Source organism: Terriglobales bacterium (assembly GCA_035651995.1).
GTDB lineage: Bacteria > Acidobacteriota > Terriglobia > Terriglobales > Acidobacteriaceae > DASRER01.
On the sequence record DASRER010000004.1, the window covers coordinates 113,786 to 128,065 of the forward strand.

Annotated in this window: 15 protein-coding genes; 6 read left to right on the forward strand and 9 right to left on the reverse strand. The window is 64.4% G+C overall.

What is annotated here, in order from left to right; genetic code table 11:
* Positions 1–14: 14 nt before the first annotated feature.
* The 7 genes from VFA60_02900 to mtaB all read right to left on the reverse strand — a co-directional run bounded on the left by VFA60_02900 (position 15) and on the right by mtaB (position 7,755).
* On the reverse strand, positions 15–1,214 hold the full coding sequence (locus VFA60_02900; GenBank protein HZQ90720.1) for a histidinol-phosphate transaminase: 1,200 nt from the start codon (positions 1,212–1,214) through the stop codon (positions 15–17).
* Positions 1,215–1,375: 161 nt separating this feature from the next.
* Positions 1,376–3,406 (reverse strand): phenylalanine--tRNA ligase subunit beta, encoded by a 2,031-nt coding sequence (gene pheT, locus VFA60_02905; GenBank protein ID HZQ90721.1) that lies wholly within the window; start codon positions 3,404–3,406, stop codon positions 1,376–1,378.
* 101 nt (positions 3,407–3,507) lie between these two features.
* A complete protein-coding gene (gene pheS / locus VFA60_02910) occupies positions 3,508–4,602 on the reverse strand; it encodes a phenylalanine--tRNA ligase subunit alpha (protein HZQ90722.1) in 1,095 nt (364 codons plus the stop codon).
* A 91-nt stretch (positions 4,603–4,693) separates the two neighbouring features.
* Entirely contained in the window at positions 4,694–5,068 is a 375-nt protein-coding gene (gene rplT, locus VFA60_02915; protein ID HZQ90723.1) for a 50S ribosomal protein L20, read from the reverse strand.
* A gap of 145 nt (positions 5,069–5,213) precedes the next feature.
* Positions 5,214–5,408 (reverse strand): 50S ribosomal protein L35, encoded by a 195-nt coding sequence (gene rpmI / locus VFA60_02920; protein ID HZQ90724.1) that lies wholly within the window; start codon positions 5,406–5,408, stop codon positions 5,214–5,216.
* Between the two features lie 95 nt (positions 5,409–5,503).
* Positions 5,504–6,019: a translation initiation factor IF-3 gene (gene infC / locus VFA60_02925; GenBank protein HZQ90725.1), complete on the reverse strand. Its 516-nt coding sequence runs from the start codon at positions 6,017–6,019 to the stop codon at positions 5,504–5,506.
* A 257-nt stretch (positions 6,020–6,276) separates the two neighbouring features.
* On the reverse strand, positions 6,277–7,755 hold the full coding sequence (mtaB, locus tag VFA60_02930) for a tRNA (N(6)-L-threonylcarbamoyladenosine(37)-C(2))-methylthiotransferase MtaB (protein HZQ90726.1): 1,479 nt from the start codon (positions 7,753–7,755) through the stop codon (positions 6,277–6,279).
* 124 nt (positions 7,756–7,879) lie between these two features.
* Here mtaB and VFA60_02935 point away from each other — a divergent pair, with 124 nt between their 5' ends.
* Positions 7,880–8,326: a response regulator gene (locus VFA60_02935; protein ID HZQ90727.1), complete on the forward strand. Its 447-nt coding sequence runs from the start codon at positions 7,880–7,882 to the stop codon at positions 8,324–8,326.
* A 228-nt stretch (positions 8,327–8,554) separates the two neighbouring features.
* Here VFA60_02935 and VFA60_02940 read toward each other — a convergent pair whose 3' ends face one another.
* Together VFA60_02940 and rpsU are read right to left on the reverse strand one after the other, a co-directional pair.
* Positions 8,555–8,890, reverse strand: a complete 336-nt coding sequence (locus VFA60_02940; protein ID HZQ90728.1) for a zinc-ribbon domain containing protein — start codon at positions 8,888–8,890, stop codon at positions 8,555–8,557.
* A 283-nt stretch (positions 8,891–9,173) separates the two neighbouring features.
* Positions 9,174–9,371 carry a 30S ribosomal protein S21 gene (gene rpsU / locus VFA60_02945; protein HZQ90729.1) on the reverse strand — a complete coding sequence of 66 codons (198 nt, stop codon included), beginning with the start codon at positions 9,369–9,371 and terminating at the stop codon, positions 9,174–9,176.
* 235 nt (positions 9,372–9,606) lie between these two features.
* Between rpsU and VFA60_02950 the strand changes: the two genes are divergently transcribed.
* From VFA60_02950 to aspS, 5 genes are all read left to right on the forward strand, one after another.
* A complete protein-coding gene (locus VFA60_02950) occupies positions 9,607–10,125 on the forward strand; it encodes a gamma carbonic anhydrase family protein (GenBank protein ID HZQ90730.1) in 519 nt (172 codons plus the stop codon).
* 9 nt (positions 10,126–10,134) lie between these two features.
* Positions 10,135–10,371 carry a type II toxin-antitoxin system HicB family antitoxin gene (locus tag VFA60_02955; protein ID HZQ90731.1) on the forward strand — a complete coding sequence of 79 codons (237 nt, stop codon included), beginning with the start codon at positions 10,135–10,137 and terminating at the stop codon, positions 10,369–10,371.
* Between the two features lie 36 nt (positions 10,372–10,407).
* Positions 10,408–10,563, forward strand: a complete 156-nt coding sequence (locus VFA60_02960; GenBank protein HZQ90732.1) for a hypothetical protein — start codon at positions 10,408–10,410, stop codon at positions 10,561–10,563.
* A gap of 99 nt (positions 10,564–10,662) precedes the next feature.
* Positions 10,663–11,985 carry a histidine--tRNA ligase gene (hisS, locus tag VFA60_02965; protein HZQ90733.1) on the forward strand — a complete coding sequence of 441 codons (1,323 nt, stop codon included), beginning with the start codon at positions 10,663–10,665 and terminating at the stop codon, positions 11,983–11,985.
* A 92-nt stretch (positions 11,986–12,077) separates the two neighbouring features.
* Positions 12,078–13,967, forward strand: a complete 1,890-nt coding sequence (aspS, locus tag VFA60_02970) for an aspartate--tRNA ligase (protein HZQ90734.1) — start codon at positions 12,078–12,080, stop codon at positions 13,965–13,967.
* The last annotated feature ends 313 nt before the right edge of the window (positions 13,968–14,280 follow it).

The window sequence follows — 14,280 nt, forward strand, 5'->3', positions numbered from 1 at the left end:
AAATTCGGCAATCGCTATCCGATCTTCATTTCATCCCACGCGTCCCAGAACGCCTTCATCTCCTCCGGCGTGCCGAAACTGACGCGCGCCCACTTCTCCAGCGTCGGAAAAGGCCGCCCGATGCTGATGCCGCGCTCCCGGAAGCCGGCGATCACGTCGCGGACCGGCCGGCCGGTTTCGACCATGGCGAAGTTGGCCGACGACGGCATCACATGCAGCTTGCGCGCCCTGGATGCGGCCAGGAACGCCTCGCGATCGCCCACGATGCGCTTCGACGCGGCCAGCATCCCGGCGTCATCCTCCAGCGCCGCGGCGCCGCACTGCGCCGCCAGCATGTTCACGTTGTCCTGGAGCTGGCACTTGGCCATGGGCGCAATCGCCTCGCGCGATCCGGCGGCATAGCCCAGCCGCAGGCCCGCCATGCCGTAGACCTTGCTGAACGTCCGCGCCACGACTACCCGCGGGTTGCCGCCGCCATCGGCCAGGAAGCTCTGGTATTCCGGCTCGCCGACGGCGAAGTGGTGATACGCCTCGTCCAGCAGCACGGTGAACTCCGCCGGCACACGCGTGAGGAACTCGGCCAGCTGCTTGCGCGGCGTGAGCGTCGCCGTCGGATTGTTGGGATTGCAGATGTAGATCAGCCCGCTGTGTCCGCGCGTCGCCGCCAGCATGGCATCGAGGTCGTGCGCCCACGTGCTGGTGAGCGGCACGCGCACGGTTTCCGCTCCGCAGTTCGTCGCGTACCACTCGATGGACTCGAACGTCGGGTGCGGCACGATCAGCCGCTTGCCCGGCCCGGTGTACGCGGCCGCCGCCATGCGCAGCACCTCGGTCGAGCCGCACCCAACCAGCAGTTCCTGCTCGCTGCGCCGCAACGTGCGCGCCAATGCGGCGACCAGCTCATGCTGCTGCACGAACGGATACCGGTTCGTGACCGCCAGGCACTGCTGCATCACCGCAGCGACCTTGGGCGGCGCGCCGTAGGGATTTTCATTGCTGCTCAGGATGATGGCGCCGCGTCCGCCGCGCGCATGCGCGGCACGTGAGGAGTGGCGAGCGGGCGCCGTCGCGGTTTGCGGGAGGGCAAAAGCCGCAGCGGTTTTCAATTCGAAGTCGCGCGCCCATCCCGCTTCGAACGGGATCACGCGTCCCGCGGCGGCGACGGCCGTTCCGGCGGTGAAAGCGGTCAGGAAGTGGCGGCGGGATACAGGCATGATCGCCTCCAGGTACTTTCCGGCGGATTGTACGCCTGTCGTGGGCCGGCCGGGGCCCTTGTTTTCACATCCCGAAGCGAAGCGAGGGATCCATACTCGAACCCGAGCTGCACGGGTCAGGCATGAATCCATCGTCGCTTTGCTCCTTGGGATTTAGTTTTCTATGCCCTGAGAGTTCCGCCCAGCGCCTTCAGTGCCTCGATGATCCGCTCCGACCACGCCGCCACTTCGTCATCGCGCAATGTGCGTTCGCCGGACTGGAAGCCGGCGCGCAGCAGCATGGAGTAGCGGCCGGTCGGAACCGACCCGCCGCGGAACACCTCGACCGGAGCGAACGAGCGCAATTCGGCGATTCCCAAGTCGCGCACCGCCGCCGAGATGCGCTCGAACGTCACCTCGTCGGAGAAAATGAAGCTGAAGTCGCGCTCCACGGCAGGGAAGCGCGGGATCGGCCGGTACTGCGGCTTGCGCAGCTCGTGCCGGTATAGCCGCTCCAGCCGCACCTCGGCGATGTACACCGGCTGGCGCAGCTTGCGCGCCGCGGCGACGTCCGGATGCAGCTGGCCAAAGTGGGCCACCGTCGCTCCATCCATCACCGCGCGCGCCGCGCGCCCCGGATGCAGATACGCGGGCAGGCCGCTCGCGTCGAAATAGAGCGAACCGTGCTGGAAGCGGCCAAGCAGCGTCTCCACGTCGCCCTTCATGTCGAAAAACGAGTACGGGCGCGGCTTCTGTTCCAGCGGCGAGGGGCCGGCAGTGCCGGTTGCGCCAAAGCACAGCTCGGCGCGCTCGCTCACCGCCTCGCCGGTCATGTCGAAGATGTGACCGTGCTCGAACAGCCGCGCCGCGTCCACGCCGCGGTTCAGGTTCCACGCCAGCATCCCGAGCATGCCGGGCACCAGCGAGTTGCGCAGCATCGGCGCGTCTTCGCTCACCGGGTTGGCCAGCTCCACCGGCTTCGACCGCGAGTACGCCGCCGCGTCGTCGCGCCCGATGAACGTCGTCGAAATCGCCTCGTTGAATCCCAGCGCCAGCATCGTGGAGCGCACCGCGGCATCGCGCCCGGCGCCGGGTGTTTCGCGAATCGTTCCGGCGAAACCGGGCAGCGTGTTGGGGAAGCGGTTGTAGCCGTAGATACGCGCGATCTCTTCGATCAGATCAATCTCGCGCTCCGCGTCGAGCCGCCACGTCGGCACGGTGACTGAGAACTCGTCGCCGCGCGCCTCCACCGCGAAACCGAGCCGCGTCAGAATGCCCGCCACCTCGTCAGCAGGAACCTCCTGCCCAAGGTGCCGGCGAATCTCCGATCGCCGCAGCGTGAGCACCGCGCCGCCCACTTTGCGCGCGACCACGTCGATCAGCCCGCCCTCGAGCTGCCCGCCGGCGGAATTCAGGATGAGCTCGGCCACGCGCCGCGCTGCCGCCGGCGTCGCGCCCCAGTCGGCGCCGCGCTCGAAGCGATGCGACGCGTCGGTGTGCATGTCCAGCCGCCGCGAAGTCTTCCGCACCGCCGCCGGATCGAACCAGGCCGATTCGATCAGCACGTTGCGCGTCTTCGCAGTGATCATCGAATCGAAACCGCCCATCACGCCGGCGAGCGCAACCGCGCGGTCAGCGTCGGCGATGACTACGTCTTCCGGATGCAGCCTGCGCTCCACGCCGTCGAGCGTCTTCAGCTGCTCGCCCGGACGCGCGCGCCGCACGATGATCTTCCCGCCCGCCAGTTTGTCGAGGTCGAACGCGTGCGTCGGATGCCCAAACTCGTGCAGCGCATAGTTGGTCGCATCGGCCACGTTGCTGATCGGCCGCGAGCCCAGCTTCTCCAGCCGCCACTGCACCTTCGGCGGCGACGCGCCGATGTTCACGCCACGAACCACCTGCGCCGTGTACCGCGCACAGCCTGCGGCGTCTTCAATCTCGATCGCAAACGGCGCCGTGCCGCCCTCGGCCGGGATTTTCGGCGTGAACGGCTTCAGCGGCTTGCCATAGATCGCCGACGCCTCGCGCGCCACCCCGTAGTGGTTCATCGCATCGGGGCGATTGGCGCCGATTTCCATCTCGAACACGGTCGAATCGCCGTACGCCGCGACGGACTCCACCGCCATCCCCGCCTGGGTCAGGTCGGCGGCGAGCTTCGCGTCGTCGGCGGGCAGTTCGGTGAACTCCCGCAGCCAGTTGGGAAGGATCTTCACAGAAATTCAAAATGCAAAATTAAAAATGCAAAATGTCCCACCGCTACGGTTCGGCGGCGAATCGTTCATTTTGCATTTTTCATTTTGAATCTTGCATTGCTTCACCCGCACTGCTCCAAAAACCTCACATCGCCCTCATAGAACAGCTGGATGTCGTCAATGCCCCAGCGCAGCATCGCGATGCGCTCTACGCCCATGCCGAAGGCGAAGCCACTCACTTTTTCCCTGGCGTAGCCATACTCGCGCACGGCGTCGAATACGTTCGGATCAACCATTCCCGAGCCGAGCAGCTCGATCCATCCCGACATCTTGCACACCCGGCAGCCCTTGCCGCCGCAGAACACGCACGAAATCGCCACTTCGGCGCTCGGCTCGGTGAACGGGAAAAACGACGGTTGGAAGCGCGTGCGCACCCCCGATCCGAACAGCGACTTCATGGCGTGGTCGAGCGTGCCCTTCAGGTCGCTGAAGGTGATGTTGGTGTCCACCGCGAGACCTTCCACCTGGTGGAAGACCGGCGAGTGCGTGGCGTCGGGCGTGTCGCGCCGGTGAACTTTTCCCGGGCACACGATGCGCAGCGGCGGCGGCGACGCCATCATCGCGCGGATCTGCACCGGCGAGGTGTGCGTGCGCAGCATCAGCCGGTCGCGCTGCTGCTTGCGCTCCTGTCCGGCGACGAACAGCGTGTCCTGCGTGTCGCGCGCCGGATGCCCCGGCGGAAAATTCAGCGCCTCGAAGTTGTACCAGTCGCTCTCCACCTCGGGGCCCTCGGCCACCGAGTAGCCCATCGCCTTGAACACACCGACGATTTCATTCTGCGTGCTGACGACCAGGTGCTCGGCGCCGATCGGCCGCCGCAGGCCGGGAAGGGAAATGTCGAGCCGATCTGCCTTGCCTGCACTCTTTCCTGACGTTCGCGATTGCACGGCCTCGACCGCCTGCTCGACTTTCTGTTTCACTTCATTCACACGCCGCCCAACCTCGCGCTTGTCGTGCGGGGGCGCGGCCTTGAGCCATGCGTCATTGAGCTGCGTCAGGATGCCGTTCTTGCGCGCCATCCAGCGATCGCGGAAATTCTTCCAGTCCGCTTCGCTCGCCACGGCCGCGGCTTCCTGCTCCAGCGCAGCCGTCAGCTCGGCGACCGCGCGGTCCAGCGCATCTGCCGAAAATCGCTCGGGTTTGGGCACCTCGTACACGAACAAACCCCTAACCACGGAAGACACAGAGAACCACAGAGGCGCACGGGCCTGCTCTGTGTTCCTCTGTGTCCTCTGTGGTGAAAACAGTCTACGCTGCGCTGGAACCCTTGCCAGCCGCGGCTTTTGCCTGCTGGGCAAGGCTGCTAAATGCCGCCGGATCGGCCACCGCCAGATCGGCCAGGATCTTGCGGTCCAGCTCCACGCCGCTCTTCTTCAGCCCGCTGATGAACTGGCTGTAGCTCAGCCCGTTCGCGCGTGCCGCGGCGCCGATGCGCACGATCCACAGCGAGCGGAACTGGCGCTTCTTCTGCCGGCGTCCGGCATAGGCGAACTTGAGCGCGCGCTCCACGCTCTCTTTTGCTGAGCGATGGAGTTTGCTCTTGGTCAGGAAATAACCGCTTGCGCGGTCCAGTATTTTCTTGCGGCGGGCGCGGCGCTTGGCGCCGCGTTTTACGCGAGGCATTGGCTCTTCTCCTTTTCACTTCTCAATTGCGGCTGGAGGCAGGATGTGCCTCTTCGCACGCGATACGGCAGTTGTCAGTTGCCGGAAAACCGGCCCCGGTGCGCAACCGGCCTGCCAACTGGCAACCGCCAACCGGCGCCTGCCGTTAGTACGGAATCATCCGCTTGATCTTGGGCGCGTCGGCCGGGTCCACCATCACGTCGCGATCCAATTGCCGCTTCCGCTTGGTCTGCTTCGACGTGAGGATGTGCCGCGCGAACGCGTGTCCGCGCTTGATCTTGCCCGTGCCGGTCTTCTTGAAGCGCTTGGCGGCGCCGGAGTGTGTCTTCAACTTTGGCATATCTGTCTCTCTCGTAAGTCGGTCAGGCTTTCAGTCAGTCAGCGGCCAGGGTCAGCGTCTGCTTCATGCTGACATCCTGACCGACTGACAGACTCTTAGGCTTTCTTGGGGGCCAAGATAGCGTGCAGCGTGTTGCCTTCCTGCCGCGGCCGGAATTCCACGATGCTCTTCTCGGCCACGTCGGCAATCAGCCGTTCCAGCACCTGGCGTCCCAGGCCGGTGCGCGTCATTTCGCGCCCGCGGAAGAAAATCGTCGCCTTCACCTTGTCGCCTTCTTCCAAAAACCGCAGCACGTGGTTTTTCTTGGTCTGGTAGTCGTGCTCGTCCACGTTGATGCGGAACTTCACTTCCTTGACGACGATCTGCTTCTGGTGCTTCTTCGCCTCGCGCTCGCGCTTTTCCTGCTGATAGAGGTACTTCCCGAAGTCCATAATGCGGCACACCGGAGGTTGCGCCGTGGGGGAAATCTCTACCAGGTCCAGGTTCTTTTCCCGGGCCATCTTGAGCGCTTCGAACGGAGGAAGAATGCCAACTTGGTTCCCCTCGTCGTCAATCACGCGGATTTCGCGCGCGCGGATGCGCTCATTGGTGCGGATAAAACGCTTGTCGATACAGTCCTCCGGAAGGCGTGAAAAAACTCAACGATTATAGCACGCAGCCCACATGAATCGCGGCGCCCGCCGGCTCCAGGCGCGGCGCAAAATTGCCGCCGCCGCCGTTTGCCTCGCGCCTCCGCCCGGCGAGAAAATCAATGTGCGCGAGATCGGCAGCGGCTCGGGGCGCTACGCCATTCATTCGCTGGCACGCCGCCCGCGCCAAGCGCAGGCCGGAGCTGGTGCGGATGGAAGGGGAAGAGAACTTCCAACGATTACAACGCTCCCTGCTCTGCGTGAAGACGGTGAGCAGCGAACGCCGGCTGGTGCGCGAACTCTGCCTGGCGCGGAAGTGGGTTGGCAGCTGAGAGCGCGATGCCGCGCAGGCCGTCGGGCGTCAGCGCGTTCACCCGCACGCGCATCCAGTTGTTGGCTTCATGCCGCTTGGCGATTTGCAGCTTCAGATAATTCGTCGTCAGCGCTTCCGTCCAATTCTCGCCGCCGCGCCCAAGCGTAATGGCTTCCACCTCGCGTCCCAGCATGGTCTGACGAAACGCGCGGTTCTTGGCCACCGCCAATTCGCGCAGCGCGCGATTGCGCTCGTGCGCCACTTGCGACGGGACCTGTCGGGGCATCTCTGCCGCCGGCGTCCCCGGACGCGCCGAATACGTGAACACGTGCAGATATGTAAACGGCATCTCCTCGATGAAGCGCCGCGATTCTTCAAACTCCGCATCGGTCTCGCCGGGAAAACCCACCATCACGTCGGCGCCGATCGCCGCGTCGGGCATCGCCTCGCGAATCTTCCGGGCGCGCTCGGCGTAGTGCCACGGCCGGTACTTGCGATGCATGCGCCGCAGCACCGCGTCCGATCCCGACTGCAGCGGCAGGTGCGCGTGCTTAGCGATGCGCGGCGACTGTGCCACCATCGCAATCAGCTCGCCCGACCAGTCCATCGGCTCGACTGAACTCAGCCGCAGCTTCTCCAGCGATGTGCGATCGAGAATGGCGCGAACAAGCTCTTCGAAGCGCATCGTCTCGTCGAACTCCCGGCCCCATCGCCCCAGGTTGATGCCCGAAAGCACCACCTCGCGATAGCCGGCGGCAACCAGTTCGTCCACCTGCCGCACCACTTCGTCCAGCCGCAGCGAACGGCTCTGCCCCCGGACGTAGGGAATCACGCAGAACGAACAGCGGTTGTCGCAGCCGTCCTGCACTTTCAGGTTGGGGCGCGTGCGCTCGCCCGCACCCTCGAATACCGGCGCCGCCAGCAGTTCGGTGTGCGCGAAGATGTCGCTGACGAAAATGCGGCCGTCGGCTGTCGGCCGCCGGGTATCGGCCAGTACACTTAGGGGCACAAAGCCCGCTGCCGGCCCACTTTTTCCTTTTTCCTTTCGCCTCTTGCCTTCGATTTCGAATGCCGTCGCGGCAATTTCGGCGACCTGCTGTTTGTGCGAGTTGCCCACTACCCAGGTCACGCCTTCCAGCGCGGCGATCTCCTCCGGCGCGCGCTGCGCGTAGCAGCCCGTTACCAGGATTTTCACATCCGGATTTCCCCGGCGAATGCGGCGCACCGCGGCGCGCGCGTCCTGGTCGGCGGCGCGGGTTACGGTGCAGGTATTGAGCACCACCAGGTCGGCCTGGGTAGATGAAAACCCTTGCTGGAAGCCGGTTTCCGCCAGTTGCCGCTCGATGGCTGCGCCGTCGGCCTGGGTGGCGCGGCATCCGAAGTTCTGCACGAAGTAGCGCGGCATGGGTGTATTATAGCCATCGGTCTCCAAGTTCCCCGTAACGCACAACGCGGGCGACAACAACCAGAGACTCGGAACCTTGCATCTCAGGTCCCGATTGCCAGATTCAATTCCCCTGGAGCTCCTGATGCGCCGAATCCTGCTGGTGGACGATGAACTCGCCATTCTGCTCACATTGAAAGCGGTCCTCGAACTGAACGGCTTTGAAGTCGAGACCGCTGCTTCCAGCGGTGAAGCCATGAAGTTGATCCAGAGCAAGACCTACGACATGGTCATTACCGACATGCGCATGGAAACCGAGAACGCCGGCTACGACGTGATCCGCACCGCGCGACAGCAGCCCTACGATCCCGCCACCGCCATCCTTACCGCGTTTCCCGCGCTCGGCAGCGAGTGGGAGAGCAAAGGCGCGCAATCGCTCTTGGTCAAGCCGGTGGGCACCGAGGAACTTCTTCGCCAGCTCGATCAGTTGTTGACCCGCCACGAGGCCCAGCGCCTCCGCGAGCAAAAGGGCTCCGCACGCGCCGCCTCTGTCCAAGCCAAGTCCGGCGACCACTCCCGACGCGCGTCATAGCGCCAGTTTCAAGTTTCCATTTCGAGCAGGCGTGTTTGCGCCCTGGTCTACTCCAGGCTCAGGCCGGGCCCGAGCTGCGTGGGCCTTTCGCTTCAAGCCAAGAGCCAAAGGCTAAGGGCCAACGAGCGCCTTGTTGTTCTGGAAACTGGAAACTTGAAACGCGAAGCTGGCGGTAGACACACTTCCGCGCGCCCGCCGGTTGCAGGCTCAATCAGAGAAGAGGGAGATTTATGCGCTGGCGCCCGCCGCCGTCGTGCGGCGCTGCTGGAAGCACTCGCGGCAGAACACCGGCCGTCCTTGCGTGGGTTTGAACGGGACGGTGGTTTCCTTGCCGCAATTGGAGCACGTAGTCCGGGTCTCGACTTTCACGTAGCTGCCGCTGCCCGCGCTACCGTTGGCGCTGGCAGACGCACCCAGCGAGCTTGCCCGTTTTGCCTTGCAGGGTTTGCAGCGCTTGGGTTCGTTCTTGAACTGCTTGTCGTGGAAGAAAAGTTGTTCCCCGGCGGTGAAGACGAAGTCGGCCCCGCAGTCAACGCACTTCAGTATCTTGTCCTGGAATTCCATGGAGAACGCGCCTCCGGCCCTTAATCGCCCGCGCCGTTCCTCCCCGTTCCCCGAACAGGACGGCATGCCACCGCAGCCTGGCGTTGCATGCGAAGCGGCGCAGGTTCCCTTAAACCCCTCTGGTTCGGCCCAAGGCCGTGCTCGGCGCGCGGCCCTTACTGCACCTCTACTCGGATAATGCCGGGCTACTGCTTATCGCTTAGTACTCGCAACGGGCGCGTTCTGCCTTATGGCCGGTGGCCGCCGCCAGTTGGGTGCCGTCGGCGGCCGCGCGGGTTGATCTCTACTCCTGCTCCTTGCGCGCCTTCTTGCGGCTGCGTTTGCGCGCCAGGGCTTGCTTCATCCGCTTCTTTTCGCCGGGCTTCAGATAGAAGGAATGACGCTTCACTTCCTTGATGATGTCTTCCGTCTGGACCTTGCGCTTGAAGCGGCGGAGGGCGTTTTCAAGAGGTTCTCCCTCTTGTACGCGAACTTCTGCCAAAGAAACTACACCCCCAAACTCGTCGGTTGACCTTGGTAGTTATTGCAGCGTTCCCGGGGCAAGTCAAGCGGGAAGTGGCATTTTTACGCCATCTGGCCGGCCATGGCGCTTCCCGGCGCTCCCGTGTTCCAGCGCATGGTACGCGACACGTTTGGGCCATCTGCGCCCGGATGTTATCTTCGCCTGCCGTCCGCGAACGACTGACGACTAACGACGAGGACCAACGACCAATCCCATGCTCCGTCCCTACAAAGGCATCTCGCCCCGCGTCCCCGCCACCTGCTACGTCGACGCCTCCGCTCAGCTCATCGGCGACGTCGAACTCGGCGAGCACGCCAGCATCTGGATGAACGCCGTCCTGCGCGGCGACGTCCACCACATCCGCATCGGCTCGAACTCCAACGTGCAGGACTGCTCCGTCCTCCACGGCATGCGCGACCGCTATCCCGTTATCGTCGGCGACTGGGTCACCATAGGCCACTCGGTCACCCTGCACGGCTGTGTGGTCGAGGACAAGTGCCTCATCGGCATGGGCTCGGTCATCCTCAACAACGCGCGCATTGGCGCGGGCTCCATCATCGCCGCCGGCACCGTGGTCCCCGAGAACACCATCGTCCCGCCGCGCACGCTCTGGATGGGCGTCCCCGGCAAACAGCGCAAAGAGCTGACCGACGCCGACCAGGAAGGCATCCTGCGCTACGCCCGCAATTACCTGGACTACAAAGAGCAGTACATGCGGGAGATGAAAGGCTAGAATGTACGCATGCCAATGAAATTGAAAGCGATTGTCCATCGCGCCGAGGAGGGCGGCTTCTGGGGCGAGGCGCCCGCAATTCCCGGCTGCGCTTCCCAGGAGGAAATTGTCGAGGAGTTGCTGAAGAACCTTCGCGAAGCCGTTGAGGGCTGTCTTTCCGTTGATGTCAAGTCAAACGGGCCGAAGGCGACCAGGTACTTGAAATTGCCATTTAGCCGTGTAGAAAACCCTGTATTTCCGGCCTAGTTGACAGGTTTTTTGATTCTGGGCTAGAGCGGAAGCATGGCAACGGGCAAAGCACTGTCCGGCAAGGAAATGTGCCAGCTGCTGGAACAGCACGGATGGCACTGCTTCGAGTCCACGATAGCCATCACATCTACGGTCGTGCCGGCAGCGTGGTTCGTCTTTCTGTTCCTGTTCATGGAAACCAAACGTTGAAGCGCGGCCTGCTTCGGCGCCTGCAAGGCTGCAGGCATTCCCGCATGAGTTCTCGTTAGAATTGTCATCCCGAGCGGCGCGAGGGATCTGCTTTTGCCCATGACCGACAACCAACGACCGATGACCCGCTCCATCAAGTCCATCCGCGGCACGCGCGACCTGCTTCCGCCCGACACCGAACTGTGGAACTTCGTCGAGACGGCCGCCCGCGACGTCTTTCGCGCCTACAACTTCCACGAGGTCCGCACGCCCATCATCGAAGATGTGCAACTGTTCCAGCGCTCGGTAGGCGAAGAGACCGACATCGTTGCGAAAGAGATGTTTGCCTGGGAGGACCGAGCCCGCGCTGACTCTGAAAAGGGGCAGATGCTCGCCCTGCGCCCCGAAAACACCGCCGGCGTCGTCCGCGCCTACATCGAGCACAAGCTGTGGGAGCGCCCGGGCGTGCAGAAGCTCTACTACATCGGGCCGCAGTTCCGCCGCGAGCGTCCGCAGAAAGGACGCTATCGCCAGTTCTTCCAGATCGGCGCCGAGGTCATCGGCCCGCCCGCCGCCGGCTCGGAATCGCCCGCGCGCGACGCCGAAGTGCTGGAGATGCTGGCCACGCTGCTCGACCGCCTCGGGATCACCGGCTGGACACTCGAACTGAACTCGGTCGGCTGTGCTCATGACCGCGCGCGCTACAACGAAGCGCTGCGCTCGGCGCTCGCCGGCGTCAAAGACAAGCTTTGCTCCGACTGCCAGCGCCGCGCCCTCACCAACCCGCTGCGCGTCTTTGACTGCAAGGTGCCCGCCGATCAACCGATCATCGCTACGCTGCCCCGCATCGCCGACTATCTTGACGAACCGTGCCGCCGGCACTTCGCGGAAGTGCAAAACATCCTGAAAGCGGTCGGCGTGCCCTTCGTCCTCAACGACCGGCTCGTGCGCGGCCTCGACTACTACACCCGCACCGCCTTCGAGTTCACCCACGGCGCGCTCGGCGCGCAGAACGCCATCCTCGGCGGCGGGCGCTACGACGGTCTCTCCGAAGCCCTCGGCGGCCCGGCTGCGCCCGGCATCGGCTTCGCCATCGGCGAAGACCGCCTGGTGCTCACGCTGCAGGAACAGACTTTGAAAGACGAGCGGACCGCTGCCGCGCACCCGCCCGACGTCTACATCGCGCCGCTCGGCGCCGGCATGGGCACCGAGGCCGCCCGTCTCGCCCGCGAACTTCGCCGCCACGACCTGGTCGTCGAACTCGGCGACGCGACCTTCCGCCTGAAGAAGTCCCTCGAAACCGCCAGCAAGCTCGGCGCGCGCTACGCATTGATCGTCGGCGAAAACGAGGTCAAGTCCGGCGAGTTCGCGCTCAAGAACCTGGCCAGCGGCGAGCAAACGACCATCGCGCGCGGCGAATTGCCAGTCCGAATCCAGCGATAGCTTGGTTTGTTTTCAATTCGGCAATTCCGCGGTTCGGCAATCCCGCTCCGTTGCTACAATCCTCGTTTACCCAAACTGACCCGAGAGGCCCCTTGGAACTGGACTTCCTCGCCGACACCCAGCGCACTCACATGTGCGGCGCGTTGCGCCCTTCCGATGCCGGCGCCCGTGTGACGCTCATGGGATGGGTGCATCGCCGCCGCGACCTCGGCAACCTCATCTTCATTGACCTGCGGGACCGCGCGGGCATCACCCAGGTGGTCTTCCACCGCGAGCGCAATCCTGATTTGCACGAGAAGGCGTCTGGACTCCGCCTGGAGTACGTCGCCGCCGTTACAGGCGAAGTGAAGCGCCGGTCGTCTGAGACGGTTAACCCCAATCTTTCTACCGGCGAGATCGAAGTCTTCGCCGACGAGTTGAAGCTTTTGAATACCTCGGCCCCGCTGCCGTTTGCGCCCTCCGATTCCGCGCTCGCCAACGAAGAAGTGCGCCTCAAGTATCGCTACCTCGACCTGCGCCGTCCCGAGATGCAGGCCAACATCATGCTGCGCCACCAGGTCGCGATCGCCATCCGGCAGTACCTGTCGTCGCAGGGTTTCCTCGAAATCGAGACGCCGTTCATGACGCGCTCGACGCCCGAAGGCGCGCGCGACTATCTCGTGCCCAGCCGCGTGCATCCCGGGCAGTTCTACGCGCTGCCGCAGTCGCCGCAGCTGTTCAAGCAGATCCTCATGATCTCGGGCTTCGACAAGTACTTTCAGATCGTGCGCTGCTTCCGCGACGAAGACCTGCGCGCCGACCGCCAGCCCGAGTTCACCCAGATCGACTTGGAGATGAGCTTCCCCACGCCCGGCCGCGTCTTCGCCGTGGTCGAGGGTTTCCTGCGCGCCGCCTGGCAGGTTGCGGGCGTCGAGCTGCCCACGCCATTCCCGCGCATGACCTACGACGAAGCCATGCGCCGCTACGGCAGCGACAAGCCCGACCTGCGCCTGCCGCCCATGACCGACGTCAAGCCGGCGTTCGCACCGGAAGACCTGCAGAAGCTCGGCATTGATTCGTCGCTTCCCGTCGTTGCCATCCGCATCCCGCGCGTGGGCGAGCTCTCGCGCAGGGAGCGCGACGACATCAAGCCGCTCTTCGCCTCCGGCAAGCCCGGCCCTGCCAAGCTCTTCGAAGACTTCAAGCGCCTCGAAAAGAATTTCCAGCAGGCGGCAGCGAAAATCCGCGAGTTAGTGGCGAACGATGCTCTTCACGATGTAGCGGCGGGCGCCCCGCCCGTCGGCGCCGTACCGGACACTTCCGCCGACCTCATCGTCATCGTCGCCGGCGGCGCCACGCCCGAAGCGCACACCTCGGAGAGCATCGTCGGTCCGGGCGTGAAGCAGCACGACCGCGCCGTCTTCACCGCCGCCGGCGCGCTGCGCCTGGCGCTGGCGCAGAAATACGCCGACCGCCACAAGGCCTTTGATGGCGCGCTCAACGACGCGGCCTCGTACCGCTTCCTCTGGGTCACCGACTTTCCCATGTTCGAGTTCAACGAACAGGAGCACCGTTGGGAGGCGGCGCACCACCCGTTCACCTCGCCGCACGAGCGCGACATGGAGAAACTCGAGCGCGATCCCGGCGCCGTCCGCGCGCTGGCCTACGACGTAGTGCTAAACGGCACCGAACTCGGCTCCGGCAGCGTCCGCATTCATCGCCAGGATATCCAGCAGCGCATCTTCCGCGCGCTCGGCATGACGCTCGAAGAAGCGCAATCGCGTTTCGGCTTCTTCCTGGAAGCGCTCACCTACGGCACGCCTCCGCACGGCGGCATCGCGCTCGGCCTCGACCGCATCGTCATGATCCTGGCCGGCGCCGAAAGCCTGCGCGAGGTCATCCCGTTCCCCAAGACCGCGCAAGCCAAAGACCTGATGGTCGACGCGCCCACGCCGGTGAACCCGGCGCAGCTGTACGAGTTGGGGATTCGGCTCAAGAAGTGAACGTGAGATGTCATCCTGAGCGAGCGCGAAGCGCGAGTCGAAGGATCCCTGCTTCGACCCAGCAGCCGAGGTCGAGCAGGGATGCTTCGACTCCGGCCCGCTGGGGCGGGCCTCCGCTCAGCATGACGCTCTGAAGGGGTTGCAGAACGTAGAGACATAGCTTGCTACGTCGCCTGTGTGGGTATTGTCGTGATCCTGAGCGAGCGCGAAGCGCGAGTCGAAGGATCCCTACTTCGACCCAGCAGCCGAGGTCGAGTAGGGATGCTTCGACTCCGGCCCGCTTGGGGCGGGCCTCCGCTCAGCATGACGCTCT